The sequence below is a fragment of the Pseudomonas sp. FG86 genome (assembly GCF_057808775.1).
Map to the genome: position 1 here is coordinate 61146 of NZ_JBMDIS010000022.1, position 18708 is coordinate 79853.

Annotated in this window: 18 protein-coding genes and 1 pseudogene; 6 read left to right on the forward strand and 13 right to left on the reverse strand. The window is 51.0% G+C overall.

Features of this window, described 5'->3' with window-relative positions; all coding sequences use genetic code 11:
- Window positions 1-251 precede the first annotated feature (251 nt).
- Window positions 252-491, reverse strand: coding sequence for a hypothetical protein (locus ACODSV_RS16390; RefSeq protein WP_126588960.1), 240 nt, complete (start codon window positions 489-491; stop codon window positions 252-254).
- A gap of 37 nt (window positions 492-528) precedes the next feature.
- Here ACODSV_RS16390 and ACODSV_RS16395 point away from each other — a divergent pair, with 37 nt between their 5' ends.
- The gene (locus ACODSV_RS16395; protein ID WP_126588961.1) at window positions 529-1488 is read left to right on the forward strand and encodes a hypothetical protein; all 960 of its coding nucleotides are present in this window, start codon (window positions 529-531) and stop codon (window positions 1486-1488) included.
- 93 nt (window positions 1489-1581) lie between these two features.
- Here the strand turns inward: ACODSV_RS16395 and ACODSV_RS16400 are convergent, their stop codons facing one another.
- Entirely contained in the window at window positions 1582-1851 is a 270-nt protein-coding gene (locus ACODSV_RS16400) for a hypothetical protein (RefSeq protein ID WP_126588962.1), read from the reverse strand.
- 283 nt (window positions 1852-2134) lie between these two features.
- Here ACODSV_RS16400 and ACODSV_RS16405 point away from each other — a divergent pair, with 283 nt between their 5' ends.
- The 5 genes from ACODSV_RS16405 (at window position 2135) to ACODSV_RS16425 (ending at window position 5857) form a co-directional block, all read left to right on the forward strand.
- On the forward strand, window positions 2135-2464 hold the full coding sequence (locus tag ACODSV_RS16405) for a hypothetical protein (RefSeq protein WP_126588963.1): 330 nt from the start codon (window positions 2135-2137) through the stop codon (window positions 2462-2464).
- Between the two features lie 95 nt (window positions 2465-2559).
- A complete protein-coding gene (locus ACODSV_RS16410; RefSeq protein WP_126588964.1) occupies window positions 2560-3528 on the forward strand; it encodes a DUF932 domain-containing protein in 969 nt (322 codons plus the stop codon).
- A gap of 78 nt (window positions 3529-3606) precedes the next feature.
- On the forward strand, window positions 3607-4608 hold the full coding sequence (locus ACODSV_RS16415) for a YqaJ viral recombinase family nuclease (protein WP_126588971.1): 1002 nt from the start codon (window positions 3607-3609) through the stop codon (window positions 4606-4608).
- Between the two features lie 86 nt (window positions 4609-4694).
- Window positions 4695-5591: a recombination directionality factor gene (locus tag ACODSV_RS16420; RefSeq protein ID WP_126588965.1), complete on the forward strand. Its 897-nt coding sequence runs from the start codon at window positions 4695-4697 to the stop codon at window positions 5589-5591.
- Between the two features lie 53 nt (window positions 5592-5644).
- Window positions 5645-5857: a hypothetical protein gene (locus ACODSV_RS16425; protein WP_126588966.1), complete on the forward strand. Its 213-nt coding sequence runs from the start codon at window positions 5645-5647 to the stop codon at window positions 5855-5857.
- A gap of 102 nt (window positions 5858-5959) precedes the next feature.
- Here the strand turns inward: ACODSV_RS16425 and ACODSV_RS16430 are convergent, their stop codons facing one another.
- The 11 genes and pseudogenes from ACODSV_RS16430 to ACODSV_RS16480 all read right to left on the reverse strand — a co-directional run bounded on the left by ACODSV_RS16430 (window position 5960) and on the right by ACODSV_RS16480 (window position 18562).
- Window positions 5960-7906, reverse strand: a complete 1947-nt coding sequence (locus ACODSV_RS16430) for a hypothetical protein (RefSeq protein ID WP_198717401.1) — start codon at window positions 7904-7906, stop codon at window positions 5960-5962.
- Window positions 7903-8373 carry a PaaI family thioesterase gene (locus ACODSV_RS16435; protein ID WP_025167099.1) on the reverse strand — a complete coding sequence of 157 codons (471 nt, stop codon included), beginning with the start codon at window positions 8371-8373 and terminating at the stop codon, window positions 7903-7905. Before ACODSV_RS16435 ends, ACODSV_RS16430 begins: the two co-directional genes overlap by 4 nt.
- 35 nt (window positions 8374-8408) lie before the next feature.
- Complete coding sequence (locus ACODSV_RS16440) at window positions 8409-9404, reverse strand: BtrH N-terminal domain-containing protein (protein ID WP_232925853.1); 996 nt, start codon at window positions 9402-9404, stop codon at window positions 8409-8411.
- Window positions 9405-9857: 453 nt separating this feature from the next.
- Window positions 9858-9962: pseudogene (locus ACODSV_RS16445) on the reverse strand (lycopene cyclase family protein); the annotation flags it as partial.
- A 239-nt stretch (window positions 9963-10201) separates the two neighbouring features.
- Complete coding sequence (locus ACODSV_RS16450) at window positions 10202-11761, reverse strand: methyl-accepting chemotaxis protein (protein ID WP_126588967.1); 1560 nt, start codon at window positions 11759-11761, stop codon at window positions 10202-10204.
- A gap of 117 nt (window positions 11762-11878) precedes the next feature.
- A complete protein-coding gene (locus ACODSV_RS16455; RefSeq protein ID WP_022963140.1) occupies window positions 11879-12571 on the reverse strand; it encodes an OmpW/AlkL family protein in 693 nt (230 codons plus the stop codon).
- A 103-nt stretch (window positions 12572-12674) separates the two neighbouring features.
- Entirely contained in the window at window positions 12675-14315 is a 1641-nt protein-coding gene (locus ACODSV_RS16460; protein WP_126588968.1) for a long-chain-fatty-acid--CoA ligase, read from the reverse strand.
- An 84-nt stretch (window positions 14316-14399) separates the two neighbouring features.
- On the reverse strand, window positions 14400-16058 hold the full coding sequence (locus ACODSV_RS16465) for a GMC family oxidoreductase (protein WP_022963142.1): 1659 nt from the start codon (window positions 16056-16058) through the stop codon (window positions 14400-14402).
- Window positions 16059-16096: 38 nt separating this feature from the next.
- On the reverse strand, window positions 16097-17548 hold the full coding sequence (locus ACODSV_RS16470; protein ID WP_022963143.1) for an aldehyde dehydrogenase family protein: 1452 nt from the start codon (window positions 17546-17548) through the stop codon (window positions 16097-16099).
- 41 nt (window positions 17549-17589) lie between these two features.
- Entirely contained in the window at window positions 17590-18117 is a 528-nt protein-coding gene (locus ACODSV_RS16475; protein ID WP_126588969.1) for a rubredoxin, read from the reverse strand.
- A gap of 40 nt (window positions 18118-18157) precedes the next feature.
- Complete coding sequence (locus ACODSV_RS16480) at window positions 18158-18562, reverse strand: rubredoxin (protein WP_126588970.1); 405 nt, start codon at window positions 18560-18562, stop codon at window positions 18158-18160.
- Window positions 18563-18708: the final 146 nt, after the last annotated feature.

An 18708-nucleotide genomic window follows, 5' to 3' on the forward strand; every position in this document is an offset into this window, starting at 1 on the left:
TACGATTCAGATTACCGACCAATCCTCACTTTCCCCATGTATGCCGCCAGCCTCCTTTTTCTGCTCAGCCTGGGACAGTTGGCTAGCTGAAATAAAATGTTCATGGCCGTCTTTCTCGAAAACGAGCTCACCAACTGGCTTAACGCGCATAGCACCTCCCATATCAAAGCGAGGGCTATAAACGAGCTGCTTAGCAGGCACTTCTAAGTTGAGCGCAAGAGTCCGATGACGACCTGGCGGAATGAGCACATTCAGACTGCGGCTACCGGAAATATGTCGGTGTCTGCAATGACGGAAAATCGGGATAGGAAACCCTTCTGCCCGGCAGTGTTCTGAAAGAAGCGTCCCAACGGATCGACCATGATGTACGACTCACTCATGTCGTCGTTGTCCTCGACGCACATCACCTCTCGAAGTGCGTCATGGCGAGCGACGAAGGCGAGAAAGTCTTCGGAGGAAACGGCCAGATCACTGGTTACTACCTGCAGCATGCGTAACACTTTCCATCGGTCTGGCATAAGCGCATGCATGATCGGCGTCATGTCTTCTTGGTGGTTCAGTGCATTGACCACTGTATTAACCTTCAATCGCAGAGCCGAATTCTGCGTCTTTGCGCGGACCAGCACTTCGGAGAGCGAGAGGGTTGCCGACTTTCTGTGCGAGCACGGCATGTCGGTGCCGACTGATCTCATTAAGTGGTCGTATTCGCCAAGAATGGTTGGTGCTCTAGCGGCGCAGCAGGTTGCCGATCGGTTGTTCAACTCCGGTCTGGCACTGCCCAAGCGGATCTTTACCGGGGTGGGTTCTTGCCTGTTCGCTCCGCGCGCGTACGGTCGTCTGGATTTTGACCAAGTAGCTGGCCGCACATTTTGGACAGACCAGCAGCGATACGCTTTTTGTGAGCAGCATGAGGACAAAATCCTCATGCGTGCAGAGTACATGCAGGATGGCTGCGGTCTCGACTACCTCGATATGACCGGCCGGATGTTGATGCTCAACGCGGTAAGTGAGTTCATCGGCTGCATGTACAACATGATGGGCAGCAATCTGATGGAGCCGGCAGTGGGTAAGCCGGTGATGCGCAGTTACAACATGTCCGAAGAAGATCTGGCGTTTGAGCTGCAGCTGTTCCGGCTGTTCCGTAAAGAAATTGAAGGCTCCGATGATGGCTGGGTGGACGTATTACCAGTTCCAGGAAATGCCAACCTTATATTCCTGAAAGGTGCTAACGGCGCTTTTGACTGGGTTGTTCGTGATCAGCGCGACAAGGAGTTTTCCTCCAATCCGCTTTACCCGTTCTTTAATAAGGACGAAGTCCCCAAGGCTATGGACCGGAGCAAGCTGGACGGGCATTTGTACTTTGCAACCGGCACTTGGGCGGAAAAGCTGGAGCACGATGCAGAATCGCGTCATTACGCCGAAGGTGGAACGGCAGCCAATTGGCCTGGTGAGTGGAAAGACTGGTGTAGCGAAGGGAAGCGGCGTTAACTCTACAGTGAGGCCGGAATGCCACATTGAAGCAATCAACGCCTTTTAGCGAATGACCTTTTCTACTTCCATTGAGGGGCCCCATGGGGCCACTCAATGGATAATCTGCGAAGCGGACTGCGCACCGAGGGTGCGGGCAAGTGCGTCCTGTAGCGCAACCGATTTGACGGAGCGCGCAATCTGCTTGGGAATGGGCCGCGACCAACGACTGCGCAGCTCGTCTACAGCACCACGGATGTGGTCGTGATGAAGGCCTTCGATTCGCATGGACCAGAAGCGCTCAGAACCCCAGTCTTCGGTGTTCGGCTTCTCAGTCAGGACATGGACGTCACGCGATGCACGCAACAAATCAGGCATATTCATAGCTCTCTCCAATAAAGCCACGGCAACAAAGCACCGTGCTGCCTCAGGCAACAGGTCATGGTCAGCAGGGATTTGGAGAGAGAGGGCAAGGTCCTTTGAGCTGATCAACTGAGGAGGCAACTGCTCAGCCGTGGTTGCTCAGGCACCACACGCACTCAAGCGTTGGTGAATCTTATTACTGACCATAGCCCGATTACAAGGGCTCGATTGTTGAGGTTTTCGATTCAAAAAAATCTCAACCACACATAACTGCAATGACATCACCACCAAGAAGGTTCGACCCATGTCATTGCACTGCCCTCGCTGTCACTCACCCAAAGTTGCTTCATTCCATCAAGCCATGAAAGTTGGCGCGGCCATCGGCACAGTAGGCGGTGTTGCGCGTGGCGTCAGCGCTGCACTGGCCGGAGGCCAAGCTGGTGCGTTGGTTGGCACTATCGCTGGACCTTTCGGCATCACGCTCGGCTATGTATCAGGTGCCATCCTCGGCGGCCTGGCCGGCGGGGTTGGTGGTTGTGCTCTCGGCGCACAGCTGGGCGATACGCTTGACCGCCACGTATTGGCCCACAACCTCTGCTTGCTCTGCGGTCACCGCTTCAATCTACCGGCCTGATCTGGCCGCACCACACATTTCAATCCATATCGTCCGGACGGTGCTGCGCTGGGCGCGGCGCTTTTTGCCGGCCTGCACCCTAAGGAATCTCAACCATGGCTCATCTCGTCGAAACTATGGCCTACGCTGGCGCTGCTCCTTGGCACGGCCTGGGCAATCAGCTCACGCAAAAACAACCCATCGAAGTCTGGCAACGCGAAGCCGGCATGGACTGGCAGATCCAGGAAAGCCCCGTGCATTTCAAATCGGACAGCATCGGCACACTGGGCGCGATCCACTCGTTCCCAGAGCAAAAGGTGCTGTTCCGCTCGGATACCAAGGCACCGCTGTCGGTGGTTTCTAACCGTTATCACACAGTGCAGCCACGCGATGTGCTGGAGTTCTACCGGGATCTCACCGAGGTCTCCGGCTATGAGCTAGAAACTGCTGGTGTACTGAAAGGCGGGCGCAAATTCTGGGCACTGGCGCGTACCGGGCAGGGTGCTGCAATAAAGGGTAATGACCAGGTAAACGGCTATCTGCTGCTTGCCACATCCTGCGACGGCACCCTGGCCACCACCGCAACGCCCACCACGGTTCGGGTGGTGTGTAATAACACCCTGACCATCGCCCTGGACGGCACCAGCCGCGCCATCAAGGTGCCGCACAACACCCGCTTCGATTCATCGGTGGTAAAGAAACAGCTCGGCATCGCCGTCTCGCAATGGGACGACTTTATGTACCGCATGCGTGCGCTGGCCGAACGCAAGGTGCAGTGGCATGAGGCGCTGGGCTTCTTTATGAACGTGCTGTGCGAGACCAATCCGACCGGTGCACTGCCGGAGGTGCTTCCCAACGAGCGCGCCCTGCGCAAAGTCCAGGAGCTGTATGAAGGTCGTGGTCGGGGCAGTCAGCTCGACTCGGCACGCGGCACCGCCTGGGGCCTGCTCAATTCCGTGACCGAGTTTGTCGATCACGAGCGCCGGGCACGCAGCAACGAGTACCGCATGGACTCGGCCTGGTTCGGCCAGGGCGCGCAGATCAAGCAACGTGCCCTGGACACCGCCCTGCAACTGGTCGCCTGACCGCTTACTTACCCACCCCATAACGCCCGATCAGCCTAGTTGCTGATCGGGCGTTTCTATTTCCGCAAGGTGAACGCAATGACAGCTACTCCGTTGAGCAGCACCAGCAAGCCGCGCCCGGCGCTGCGCTTGATCAGTACCAAGGAACTACCGCGTGAAGATTGGTTGGCGGTGCGCAAGCAAGGCATTGGCAGTTCTGATGCTGGCGCGGCCGTTGGCCTAAATCCCTATAAATCGCAGCTCGAACTATGGATGGAGAAAACCGGGCGTGACACCACATTGCCCAAGGCAGATCCGCACGATGAAGAAAGTCCGATGTACTGGGGCAATGTGCTGGAGCCGGTCGTGGCCTGGCATTACAGCAAGCGTACGAAGAACAAGGTGCGACGCATCAACGCCGTGCTGCAACACCCTGATCCTCAACTGCCCTGGATGCTGGCCAACATCGACCGCGAGGTGATCGGTGCTGACGATGTGCAGATTCTCGAATGCAAGACAGCCGGCATAAACGGCGCACGCCTTTGGAAAGAAGGCGTACCCGAGTATGTGCAGCTGCAGGTGATGCACCAGCTCGCTGTCACCGGCAAGCAGGCAGCGGATGTCGCGGTACTGCTGGGCGGCCAGACGCTGGAGATCCACCGCATCGAGCGTGACGAGCAGATGATTGCTCGCCTGATCGAACTGGAACGCAAGTTCTGGCACTACGTGGAGACCGACACGCCACCGGCTGCTGATGGCTCAGCATCAGCTGAAATGGCGCTCCGCTGCCTCTATCCGGAAGACAACGGCCAGACCGTCGACTTCAGTGGCCGTGCCAGTTTGGCAGCAGCCTTCCTGGAGCTCAAGGCGGTACGCCAATCCATCAGCGAGAAGGAAACCCGCGAAGCCCAGCTCAAGCAGATGCTGCAGCAGGCCATGGGTGATGCCACACGCGCGGAGTTCAGCCACGGATTTATCAGCTGGAAGAAATCTCAAGACAGCAACGTGCTCGATGTTCAAACCATGCTAAAGGACAAGCCCTACCTGCAGGTTCGTTACACCAAACTCAAGGAAGGCAGTCGGCGCTTCCTGATCAGCTAATCCCCCGCTCAACCATTCCCTCCCCCTGGCCAGTACATGCAGTTAGCGCTGCGTGGCTGGCCTTTTTCGTTTGCAGGAGAACCACCATGCTTAAAGGTCTCGCTATAACCCCGCCGGTTCTCGGACGGATTTCTATCGGTAAAGTCATCGAGAAAAACGGTAAACGCCTACCGGAGAAAGATGATCAATTCACCATCACCTCACAGGTGCAAGGTAAGGACGGCTGGCTGCTGCACCCGCTTAATGACGAGCTACGCAAAAGCCAGGAAGACAAACTGCGCAGCATCCCGGTGCGCCTGCTGTTCAACGAACCTGAGCTGAATTTTCGCGCTGACTACACACTGTTTGATCGGCAGTCTGGCCGACCGTTGTGCGTAGGCAATGGCGAGACCTGCAAGCGAATTACCCAGGACGGCATGCAATCACTGCCCTGCCCTTCGCCCGATACTTGCCCACTGGCCAAAGGCGGTGCCTGTAAGCCTTACGGCCGGCTGAACGTGCTCATTGGTGATGACGACCCACTGGGTAGCTTTGTGTTCCGTACCACCGGGTTCAACAGCATCCGCACCCTGGCTGCTCGCCTGCATTACTTCCAGGCCATTTCTGGCAATCGACTGGCCTGCTTACCGCTGGAGTTGCGCCTGCGTGGCAAATCCACCCGACAAAGCCATGGCACGCCGATTTTCTACGTAGATCTCACAGTGCGTAACGGCATGGATATGTCCGAGGCGCTGCTAACTGCCAACGAACTGGACACACAACGGCAAAACGCTGGCTTCGATCAATCCGCGCTGGATGAGGCTGCACACCGTGGCTTTGGCAACGGGGCATTCGAGGACAGCGTGGAGGATGCCGGTGCAGTGATCGAAGAGTTCTATTCGAGCGCGGACACCACCACTGCCAACGTCAAGGGTGAAGTGCTGCAACCAGCTACCAAGTCGCTTGCGGGCAAACTGGAAGTGCTCGCCTCATCAACCAACTGAGCACTACCCCCGATTGAGCCTATCGGCCAGTCGGGCTCTTTCGGAGAGCCGTCATGACCTTGCTTCGATTTCTGCTGTGCCTGTTCATCTTCATCGGCGCACTGGCTGCGGCTGGAGTTCTGGTGCTGAGCATTCTGCTGATGCTGCGTTTTCCGCCGTTGCTGATCGCCGTAGTCCTGGCGTGTTGGATCTTGAACCGCCTGCTCAAGCTACTGCACACGCTCCGCTCAAATCCCCCCACGTCAGATTCCGCGTCGCAGCGGTGACCTCATAAACCTTCATAAGCGGCCTGCCAGGGCGTGGCCGCATTCACTCATCTGGAGAATGAACCATGCTCAGACAGTGTTTGATATGCGAGTCCGCAGCAGTCATGACGCAGGAAGCAGCCATGAGGATTGATGATACTGCCCTTTCTTTTTGTCGATCTCTCCAAGCACCAGGACCGACTGCAGCCGAACTTGCACAGGGTTGGGCCAACCCCACAAGGAGGAATCATCTCTCCGGAAATGGCGAATTGGACGCTGGATGGCCTGGAAGATGTCGTCTAACCCAACGAAAACAGCACACGCTATGATAACCGTCGCAGCCACCCTACCCGCGACGGCCCTGTGACCGGTGTTGCACTCCGAACCAGGCCAGAGCAATCCGTGCCTGGAACACTCCTTCGATACCCGGCCGAACAGGTTCCTTATCGAACCGCGCCAGGCCATCATCGCGAACTTGTCCACCGTAGCGATCATCATCGACGGTGGGCGGTGATACATCTCCTCATCCACGACCATCACAGGCAAACCTGGGTGTGCCTGCTTGCTCGAACGACCACGAGAGAAGTCACAGGCACTTAGCTTGTCGCCGCAATAAATCGTCGTACGCCCGGCGATCTTATCGACCTCAATATCTCTCTTCGGGTCGATCTCCGCTCCGCACCACGGGCAGCCTGTCAGCTGTGCCGGCGAAGCCATTCCGGTCGGGTTTCTCCCTGGGGTACGAATGGCCTCAATGAACTTGTGACTATCCTCAGTGGTACCCGGGGTCACCTTGTTACCAACCCAAAGGCCGATAGTGAACGCGCTCTCACCTAAGTACTTGTCGCCTGCTGCAAGCGCTTCCCGGCGAATATGTTCCATCGCACAGATCAAGGCAGTGGCACGCTGGAACTGTTGCAAGGTCAGCAAACGTAGGGTGTACCGCATGATCACGGCTAGTCCGCGGGATGAGTCGTAGCCACCCAGATTTCCTTGCAGGCGGCGAATCGCCATGGTGAATGCAGCGACACCCAGGTATGCCTCGGTCTTGCCACCACCAGTGGGGAACCAGAGCAGATCCGCATAGGCCTGCAGAGGCTGAGTCCGGTCGGTATGTTTCGGATCGGTCAGCCCAGGCACGGACAACAGCAGGAAGGCCAACTGGAAGGGACGCCAGGAGCGGTTCTTGGGAATATCGAACTCCGTTAGCTCGACAGTGCGCCCGCGACGGCGTTGCAAGGCGAAAGCGCTGTGTACCCGCTGAATTGCCATCGCTCGGTTTGCGAAACGAAATGCTGCCAGGGCATTATCGTCTGTCGCCAGCAGACTCACCCCCTCGCGCAGACGAACCAGAATCGACTCGCAGTGCCCCAGCGCTTCATCGGCCTGCTGTACGTAGCCAGCGGCATCGCTCTCGACACGTGCGTGCTGATCTTCGATCCAGGATGCATAGTCCTCGGTCAGTATCCCGAGCGCGACAACAAGCTCTTCCTTCTTCAGCTCCGCCAGATATTTCATATCCAGCAAACCTTCGTCGACCAGCCTGCGCATCGCCGGCCGGTCCTGCGAATTCAACCCCGGCGTCTCGGTGACCGGCACTTCGTATTGCGGCATCACCGCGGTGCGCAGCTCTACGGCCCTTGCCACGTCTGGGCCAGCCACCGCATGCACTGCAACGCCATGACCTACAGCGAACTCGACCCGATCGCGATAAATCATTTCCAGCGCCAAGCGCTCACGTAAGTCGTCATCATCCGCAGCACCAACATCTGCCTCCAAAGCAGGACGGCGACGGAATATAAGCGTGGAGCAGGCAGGTAACTCGACCCTCGCCAGGGAACGTGCAAGATGAGTAGCCGCGACCACTTCGCCAAAGCTGGCAAGAACACCACCATGGAAGGTCCGGATCAGGGGATTGCCGACATGATTTTCGCAAAAATCCATGAGGTAGCGTGTCTCGCCCTCCACTACCTCCTCCCGCATCCCCAGAAACCGATGGAAGGGCACCGCCGGCACCAGGACCATTGCCGCCTCGGTACAATCCGGTATTGGTCGAACCAACCCCGTCATGCCGCACTCCTATCCGTCGTATCGAAAGCCGGCCCCAAGGTATCGATGGCAAAGGATCCGGTAACCGTGGCAAGCGGCATCTTGTCACCCACCGCATAACCTCGGCCGGAGACAAAGGCCACGCTGTCTGTCCAGCCGATGCATTCGACCACCGCGCGCAGGCCGCTGCCCGCCGGAATGGCACGCAGGTAATCGACGCGCAGGTCGATGGTGGCGATAGGCCGGAGCGAGCGGAGCGCGGAGAAAATGGCCAGTCCGCACGTCGTGTCGAGCAGGGTCACCAGCGTGCCCCGATGCAACGCTCTATGGCCGTCGGCCAGAGTCTCGGAAAACGGCATCGTCATCTCTGCCCTGGCGTCGACCACCGCCACCACGTCGATGCCGAAGGCGTTGAACAGCGGATGCTGGCTGCCGAAAAATGCTTTGGCCATGGCAGCTTGGTCCAGTTCCGGCTTCATATGGGACATGCCTACTCCTCTATGTGCACTGCAACTGCGTTCACTCAATACGTCAGAGCAGCGTCGACATAACGAAGCTCCGCCACCCGTACGGCTTGCAGGGCATCTGCGAGTAGCTCCGTAGGGAAGCATTCGCTCTCGGAGCCTGCTTTCAGCGCTAGCGCCAGCGCTGTCCAGCATCTGGCACAACCTGTCATCAGCTGCGGCAGCTGCAGCTCGCTGATGCGTGGATCAGCCGATGCGGCTTCCTCCAGAAATTCTGCGTACATCTTGCGAAAACCGCCGCCGCCCGTGCCGCGCCGTTCGATGATTTGATAAGCAAAACGCGTCGTCCAGCGCCAGTCGCCCTCGCGTTCCCAGCGGCCAAGATCGGCCTGCCAGGTATCGAGCGCGGCCACGCCGGTATAGGGTCCGCCCTCCAGCAGCAAACGTGCGTTGTGGCGTATGGCTGCCGCCACCCGCTCGACCGAAAGCCGGGTATGAATGGCGGGAGGAGCGAACAGGTTACCGGCATGAAAAAAGGGAGGCAGCTCCGCGAAGCGGGCACGGGCCAAGGCTGCACGTGCCACCGAGATGGGCGCAGGGCGCTCGGTATCCGTCACCAGAATGCAGCCATCCGCCGGCTGGCGCTGCCAGGCCATGATGGCATGGCCGGGAAAATGCGTGCGGCTGGCAAAGTACGGCAGGTGAAAAATATCGGTCAGCAGCAGGGCCGGGCGCCCCTGGTCGAGCAGGCCATCCAGCGCCTGCGCGCCCTCCTCGACCGAGCCGTAACTTGTCCAGGCGAACGGTACGTCAAGCGCCTGGAATACCCGCTCCTCGTATCCGAGCGAGCGCACATGGACCAGAAAGGGTACCGGCGCATCGGGCAGCGTCAGATACGTGATCCCTAGCCCCGAGCCCAGCCCAAAACACATGGCCTCGGTCAGTGTCGTGCCATGGAACTCGAGCAAGTCCCGGATGGCCGAACTCCCGCAATGGCGGCCGGGCCGATGGGGAATGGCAGGGACTGGTGCCATCTCTGCTGCATGTGATTTCATTATCGACTTACCCTTTTTGAAGACTGATGAATAAACTTGGGCTCATATCGTTCCGTCGCAATCTGCGTTGACGTGACGGTTGGCCCGGTCAATTACCCGGAAACGTTTCAGGTGCGGCCGGTGAGTTCAGCGCTCGCGTCAGGTGGCTTGCGCCAGCACCCGGTCACCGAACACCGTAGCCGAGAGCGCCCCGGGTCGATCAATTTTACCAATCACAGGGATGCTACAGCGGTGGCCTGGCCGATTCCCCGTGGTGCGCCGGTGATGAATATAACCTTGCCCGACGCACTGTCTCTCAACGCTGAGGCAGGGTCGATCGCATCATATCGGGCATGATGTTCCGTCAGAGAAAGGAATTGGGTCTCAATCGATGACATTGTGCCTCCTGTGACGGGTTGGTAGGGTCGCGGCGACGCCCACAGGAATGTGGATCAGCGGGGAGGTATCTTTTGGTCCAGCCTCCAGCAGGCAGACGCGAGTGTCCGGGTTGGCGCTCAGTCGGTTGGCCAAGACGCAGCCGGCAGAGCCGGCGCCGACGATAATGTAGTCGAATTCCATCTGTGCGGGCCTCGATTGGTGGCGAGGAGAACAGTGGAATTCTCAGTGGTTGTGGTAGGAGCTTTATTGGCTTATTACGACCATTTTTTGACTTTTTGCGACAACAGACTGCCGCAGTAGTAACCCCCCAACCCTGGACACACAAAATTCTGCACACCCTCGAGCGTTGCACTTATGGTGCTGAGTTCAGCAGGCCTTAAAAAGGCTGTCCCCGCCCAGAATTACAGAGTCGCCAAAAATTAATGTAACTTAAATACCTCTACCGCCCCCCCCAAATTACCAGCCAACTTAACTAAATATTGATTTACCTCCGAAATCCTCTCACTACCCAACTCAACTCCTGCCGCGATTTCTCTAATAACATTCGCATTATTTAGCATATCTTCAACAACTGCGCTCTGCTCTTCTGAAGCAGTTGCAACTTGTGTAATCTGCAACATGACTTGGGATACTGAATTTACAATATCCTCAATTGATCTACTAGCTTCGCCAGCTGCAATAACGCTATTTTTTGACACAAAGACACAGTCGCCCATGACATCAAGAGCAACACATATACTTTTATTTAAAGAAGCAATCATCGCCTGAATTTCATACGTGGAATTATTTGTACGTTGAGCTAAGCTTCGAACTTCATCAGCAACAACAGCAAATCCTTTCCCGGCCTCGCCTGCATGCGCGGCCTCAATTGCGGCATTCAAAGCCAGCAGATTTGTTTGATCGGTGATTAGATCAATAATTTCAATAATTGTACCTATTTTTGAAATATCAGTTTCAATGCATTTAATAGCCACGTATGAATCATTAACCCGTTGCGACAAAGCATTTATAGATGATACGGCTGTGTCAATAGCTTTTTGACCATGAACCGCCAACTGCCGCCCCTCAGATGATATTACTTCAGACTTACTTGCCGCATTTGAAGTTTCAGTTATAGCGAAAGAAATCTGTGATAGCGCACTGACAAATTCATCAATTTTACCTGCCTGATCACATATATCACTTGACGTGCTTTGTGAAATACTTAAAGCCTCGACTGCTGAATTAAACAAATCACCTTGTACGTGTTTTATCGATTCAATCAAGGCACACACCCCAGCAGCCATCGCCATGATTGATGACTGCATTTTACCCACTTCATCATTGCTCGGTATAGTGCGGTATGTAAGATCACCTTTTGACATACCATCCATAACATGAACTATCTCATCTATTGAATTGCGAGTCTTTTTCATAAGAAGCAAAATAACAAAAAAGAAGATACAATTAATTGCCACAACAAGAAAATACACATAGCTTTTAACACGCTTGGAAATATCAGCAAGTTCCATCCCAAAGCGATCAGAGTTAGTGTACGACCAACTTACAAGCCGTTTCATTTCCTCAACGCTCTCAGAGTTTAATCCATCTTTAGAAATGCTACTTGCATACCTCACGAGCTGCCCAAGCTTTATTTCTGAAGCATCAGATAGCTCAAGAATCAATCCCTTCCCCAATAATCTTAAAAGAGCTTTATCGCCATCCCACAAACTGTTTACAGACGTAGTTTGTCTACGCGCCCTCTGCACCTGCTCTACTATAAAATTTACATTTATATTTATTTCTTTTTTCTGCAGTTCATAGTGTACATTGCTCAAGGCAACAACATGCTCCCTTTCATAATAAGAAAACTCTGTCAACTTATGCATTAAGCGCATCCCGAACAGCGCAACAAAAAAAGAAAATCCTGCCATAATAAGAATCAAAAAAAATCGACAGCGCAGCGAACAGTTGATATTCATACCACCCCTTAGCACCATGAATGGAATATTATATCTCAACCAATATTGAAATATATTTATTCTTAGGCAAGATATAAAACAGCACTCTTTCTACAATCTAGAAGAGCGCTGTTAAACGAGCGAAATTATAATACCTCAGAACTTATATGATGCTCCAAGACTCAGAATGAAAGGATCAATCTCAATCTTGGTAGAAACAGGTGCAGCCCCAAGTGTACCAGAAATATCTGTTTTGAAAGGAATATAGCGCACATCTGAATTTAACATCCATGAGTTACCAAAATCATATCTAAGGCCGACCTGAGCAGCAGGCGCCCATTTATCTTTGATATCAAATGAAGTCAAGGCACCATCAGTTTTGTCGAAGAAAAACACTCGACCGACACCTAGTCCGACATATGGATAAAGTCGCTCAAAATTATCAAAATGATACTGAAGTGACAAAATTGCAGGGCCATAATCAACTTCACTGACTCTTCCCAGCGCAGAGATGGATTTTTCACCTTGAAACTTAGCTTTAGCTGGAATCCCGACGAAAAAATCCAGAGCTACATTGTTACTAATAAAATAGGAAATATCAAAAGTAACTGTTGTATCATTACCGATGCTTACAGCAGCATTGGGTACAGTAGCCCCACCTACATTTAGGGAGCCTAGCGTCTCGTCTACATAAACTTTAGACATATTAAAGCTAGCAACCCAGTCGCCCTGATTGTAGCCAGCAGTTTCAGTCGAATAGATTTCACCTGACCACGCACTGGCCCCACCCAACACAAAACTAGTTGCTAATATCGACATAGCGAGTTTTTTTACAATAGTCGGATTCATTATACTTCCATTTTTTGTTATATAAGTGAATTCATAAACAAGTTACTACCTTTCACAGAGGCTGATTTTCGAAAAAAATTAGCCAAAGTCCGTACCAAAAGCGTTACTCAAGTGCCGAAGAATCATTACACGAAAGAATATCAGCATATTTCTCACGCAAACGATTCTTCAGAATCTTACCAGCCCCATTGCGCGGCAGTTCATCAATAAATATAGCGGCGTCTGGAATTTGCCACTTAGCCACCTTACCTTCGAAATAACTAAGCAATTCATCATCCGTTAGCACTGAATTAGGGGCTCTGACTGCAACAAGAAGAGGCCGCTCATCCCATTTTTTGTGCTTTACAGCTATGACTGCAGCATCAACTATCGCGGGATGCGCAATCGCAACACCTTCTAGCTCTACCGTACTAATCCATTCACCACCAGACTTTATAATATCCTTTGCGCGATCACAAATTGTCATAAAGCCATCCTGATCAATAGTGGCCACATCCCCAGTTGAAAACCATCCATTCGAGAGTGTTGTACCAATATTGCTACGAAAATAATCTTTAATAACCCAATGCCCTCGAACCATAAGATTGCCTTTGGTAACACCATCTTCAGATAGTGTGACACCCTCATCATCAACTATCTTTAGTTCGACACCATAAGGTGGACGTCCCTGGCTTTGGCGCAGTGCAAGTTTTTCATCCCATGGCAAATTCACTTGATGCCCGAGTGGCGTGTTTGCCGTACCAAATGGCGAAAGCTCAGTCATACCCCAAGCATGAATAACTTCGACACCATATAGATCGTTAAATTCTTTAATCATAGAAGGAGGGCAGGCCGAGCCTCCTACAACAGTTCGCGTAAGGCTTTCTGCTTTCGAACCACTTTCCGCTAGAGAGGCTAACAACCCCTGCCAAATAACCGGCACTCCAAGAGCAATACTGACACATTCCTGATCAATTAGCTTCGCTAAGCTAGCGCCATCAAGTGCCGGGCCAGGAAGAACTAATTTTGCACCAACCATTGCAGCGGAGTATGGAATCCCCCACGCATTTACATGAAACATCGGAACAACTGGCAAAATTGTATCTCGCGCAGACAAATTGAGCGTATCAGGCATTGCAGTCGTCATTGAATGTAAAACTGTCGAGCGGTGTGAATAAAGTACGCCCTTAGGATTACCCGTAGTACCCGAAGTATAGCAGAGACTAGAAGCCTCTTTTTCATCTACATCGGGCCACACATAGTCATCATCACCTTGTCCAATCAAATCTTCGTAGACAAGTAATCCTGGAATCTTGGCGGATGCCTTTAAATTTGCACATCCCATCAAGACAAAGGCTTTGGCTGTTGTTAATAGCCCATCTAGCCCAGCAATTATCGGCAAGAATGTCTCGTCAAAAAATACTACCTTATCCTCCGCATGATTTATCACATAGGCAATCTGCTCTATGAAAAGCCTAGGATTTATCGTATGACATACCATCCCTGCACCTGAGACACCGAAGTAAATCTCAAGATGGCGGACATTATTCCACGCAATGGTTGCACAATGATCACTTTGCGTGAGCCCCATCTTGCCTAGCGCAGAAGCAAGCTTACGGGCACGCAGCGCCACTCCTGACCAATAAGTTCTTGTTACTTCACCAGAGGTTTCAACAGAAACCACCTCTGTATTACCATGGTATCGTGCAGCATGATCAATAAGTGAACTTATGATCAACGGCTGACGCATCATCTGACCAATCATAGCGCTGCTCCATATCGACAACTAAATTCAATTGAATCAGTAAATTTAGTCAAAAATTAGTTTTCTATTACGTGCAAACTAATTCTACAGTAGCTCTGGCTCTAAATTTTGGCGAGCAAAACCAATACTTGCATCTAATGATGTCATATCAACTTTTCGCATAATTATTTCCGCGGCATTTTCAGCAATCATAATAGTCGGAGCGTTTGTATTCCCTGCGACTAAATTCGGCATAATTGATGCATCAACGACTCTAATGTTTCTTAAACCGCGCACCTGCAAGCATGGATCAACGACTGACGCTGGATCTTTACCCATTCTACAAGTACCTACCGGATGATAAATCGTCTCAGCTCGACTACGAATATCTGCAACTATTTCATCATCGCTAGTAACAGCAGGGCCAGGAACTATTTCCCGTTTAAAATGCTTAGCCATGGATGGGGCATCAAAGATAGCGCGACCGATCTTTATACCAGCAATCATAGTCTTAATATCTTCAGGATCACTAAGGTAGTTGGGGTCAATCAGTGGATCATCCATAGGATTAGCACTTTTAAGTCCAATCCTACCTCGGCTTTTAGGTAAAAGATCACATATGTGTAGCGTATATCCATAACCAACGGCTATTTTACGACCATGATCTTTTAAATAGGTTGGCAAAAAATGGAACTGCAAATTAGGCCGATCACGCTCAGGGGAGCTTTTCACAAAACCACCTGACTCAGCCACATTGCTCGTCAGAAAACCCTTGCGCTTAAAAATATAGGAAAACAAACCCACAAGACCACGAGGGATGAAAGAAAATGCCACACCTATCGGCGCTCTAGAATTTGCGGCGCACATTAAAGTAATATCTAAATGGTCTTGAAGATTTTTTCCAACTTCAGGAAGGTCGTGCACTAGAGCAATTCCATGCTCCTTAAGCTCGGCTGCCGCCCCAACTCCAGAAAGCATTAGAAGTTGAGGTGTGTTAACCGCACCAAGAGAAAGAATCACTTCACCACTATCTGTAGTCTTAACTTGCTGATGCATATTTTTTTGAATATAAGACACCCCTACTGCCTTACGATCTTCGAAAAGTACTTTTGTAGCATGCGCTTCAGTAATTATATCTAGATTAGGTCGATCAATCACATCATGTAAGAATGCACGAGCTGAGCTCCAGCGCTGTCCATGCTTTTGTGTTACTTGATAAAATCCTACTCCCTCTTGGTGCGCACCGTTAAAATCACCGTTGAAGCTAATTTTAGCCTCCATACCGGCCTGAACGAATGATTTGCTAAGCGGGTTGAGATCCTTTAAATCACTAACGGCCAGTTCTCCGTCCGTCCCATGATAGTTTGACTTATCAAAGCGCTGGTTGTGCTCAAGTTTTTTGAATAACGCGAAAGCACGCTTCCATCCCCAATATTCCCCCCCCGCTTGCTCCCAAGCCTGGTAATCCTCCTCATGCCCCCGGATATACACCATCGCATTGATCGAACTTGATCCACCTAGCGTCTTCCCTCGGGGCCAAAATAGACTACGTTCATTGAGGTGTTGTTGTGGTGCAGTTTGAAATGCCCAGTTGAGTTTTTTACTATTTGAAAGTAAAGCAATACCTAGCGGCATATGAATTAGCGGATTTGTATCTCGCGGCCCGGCCTCAAGTAAGCAAACTCGTTTCGACGGGTCGGCTGAAAGGCGATTAGCAAGAACACACCCAGCGGATCCAGCACCAACAATTATATAATCATACATTTTTTGTTATCCTAAAAGATAAATATTGCAATAACACTTCAGCTCAAATACCTTACCGTCATGCTAATTAATCGCTTCACCTTTCCAGTGTAAGGGGGGAACAACAAATGTGTAATTGAGAACCTATCCAGCAGAATGGGCTTCTCGTGAGAAAACGCCTGGAAACCGTAAAACCCATGAGCACTACCAATACCGCTATTATTAACTCCGCCAAATGGAAGATTGGGATGCAAAAATTGGACAACGCTTAAATTTATCCCAACTGACCCAGAACTTGTGCGACCCACAATATCCTGAGCAAACTCTTTGTCTTCAGAGAAAATATAAAGCGCTAGAGGCTTGGCGTTATCGTTTATCTGCTTAATCACATGATCTATATCATCGTATTCAATAATCGGCAGTAATGGGCCAAATATTTCTTCACGCGAAATGTCCATCTCAGGCGTGACTTTGGATATTATAGTTGGCGCTACAAATCTATCCAATGCATCAATCTCGCCCCCTTGTAAAATTTTCGCGCCTTTTGATTTTGCGTCACCTATGAGCTCATAAAGTCTATTAAGGTGCTGATCATTTACAATTCTGCAATAGTCCGGCGATTTCTTCTGCGCCTCAAAATCCTTCCCATAAACCCGCGTCACTTCTTCCATTATGATTTTATGAAAATCATGGGCTATGCTTCTATGCACAAATACATGGTCAGGTGCAATGCACGTCTGTCCATTATTCGAAAATTTGCCCCATACGATGTTACGCGCAGCTTTTTTTAAATTTGCTGTCGGACCAATAATGGTTGGGGATTTTCCGCCTAGCTCCAACGTAACCGAAGCGAGTGTTTTCGCCGCTGCTTCCATTACTAATTTTCCAACTCGTGGACTCCCTGTGAAGAAGATATGGTCAAATGGTAGAGTCAACAGCTCTTGGGAAACAGCGGCGTCGCCCTCCACCACAGTGACTAGATCAACGGAAAAAGCCTCCCGAATGATAGAGCCGATCAATGAAGCAGTGTGCGGTGTCAACTCAGATGGCTTTATAATAACGCTATTACCTGCCGCCAGCGCAGAAACAAGTGGGCCAAAACTAAGGTTGAAGGGATAGTTCCAAGGCGCAATGATTAAACAAACCCCCTTTGGCTCGAAACTAAGCCTTGCTTTGGTGCCAAGTACACTGAGTGCTGCCTTCACTCTTCGTGGCATCATCCAGGTTTTTAGGTTCCGTTTTGCGTGACTGATTTCTTGCAATACCGGAAATATTTCTGTCAGCTTTACCTCACTCGCCGGTTTACGGAAGTCTGCCGCAAGTGCAGCGATAATTTCTGACTCACGACGCTGAATTATTTCTTTCAGTATATTAAGGGCCGCAATACGCTCTGCTAAACTAAATTTTCCACGGCGAGCGCTACTTGCTTTTTTTTGCGCATTAAAGATGTCAATGACTGAATGGCTTTCAGTGCTTGAGTTGGACTCAGCTAGCCTAGTGTGCATAGTCATTTTTATTATTTTCCTGTATTATTCTGAATGACTTAATGTTTTTAGCCTAACTTTTCCTGATAGAGTACATAGTCTTCTTTAGTGGCTCCACAATCCGGACAGCACCAGTCACTAGGGATATCCTCAAAGCGAGTACCTGGAGCAAAGCCCTCGACCTCGTCACCCAACGCCTCGTCATATATATGGCCGCAAGTAATACAAATCCATTTAAGGAATGCTGCTCCGCTCTGCGAATTAGTTACCCGCGGCTTATGCCCGTTCAGATGCTGTCCTTCAGTTGCAACGTCAAGCGCTATCTCTGCACCCATCGTCGTATTTGATATTTCAGTGTTTACATCAGAGCTGCTCACTTTTGCCGAAACTGAAAGAGTGTTGTTTGAACTGATATTTTTCTCGCCTGTACTTCCCTCAATCAATACGAAATCTAGCTTGTCTCGAACGGCACAGTCGGGACAACACCAATCCTCAGGAATGACGATCCAAGGAGTATTTGGGGCAAACCCTTCATGCTCTTCCCCCTTACTTTCATCATAAACATATTGACAATCTGGACACTGATACCTAGCCATATCTATTACCGTGTTAATGAGTTGCGTACTCTACAGTACGTTAACGCTCGTTATTTTTTATCTTCTTTACGGAAGACCTACGCACAGCTTGTGATTGACTTCGTCGCTCAACTTTATTATCAGGCGTATTTTCACACTCATCAGTTATACTGATTTTTTCCGCTGTAAACTCTAGCTCTGCACTCAATATTGAAGGCTCGGATAACGTGTCTTCGATAATATTATTATCTTGCTTAATGACGGGATCGTTTTGCTTTAATTGTGTGATTTCGCACCGTGGATCCGCGAGCATCTTAAAGTCAATTTTGTCTCGAACAGCGCAGTCAGGGCAGGCCCACTCTTCAGGGATTTCACCCCAATTAGTATTAGGCTGAAAACCCTCGTGCGGCTCCCCCTTGCATTCATCATAGATATACTGACAATCTGGACACTGGTACTTCGCCATTACCCCTTCTCCTTTTAGACCGGTGCTCGCAGCCCTTGAGGCTACCGCTTATTTACTGAGCAAGTCTAACTATGAAATTTATTATTATGGACGTCTGCCGATAGATCCATAGAAATGAATCTATCGGAAGAGCTCAATTATATAAA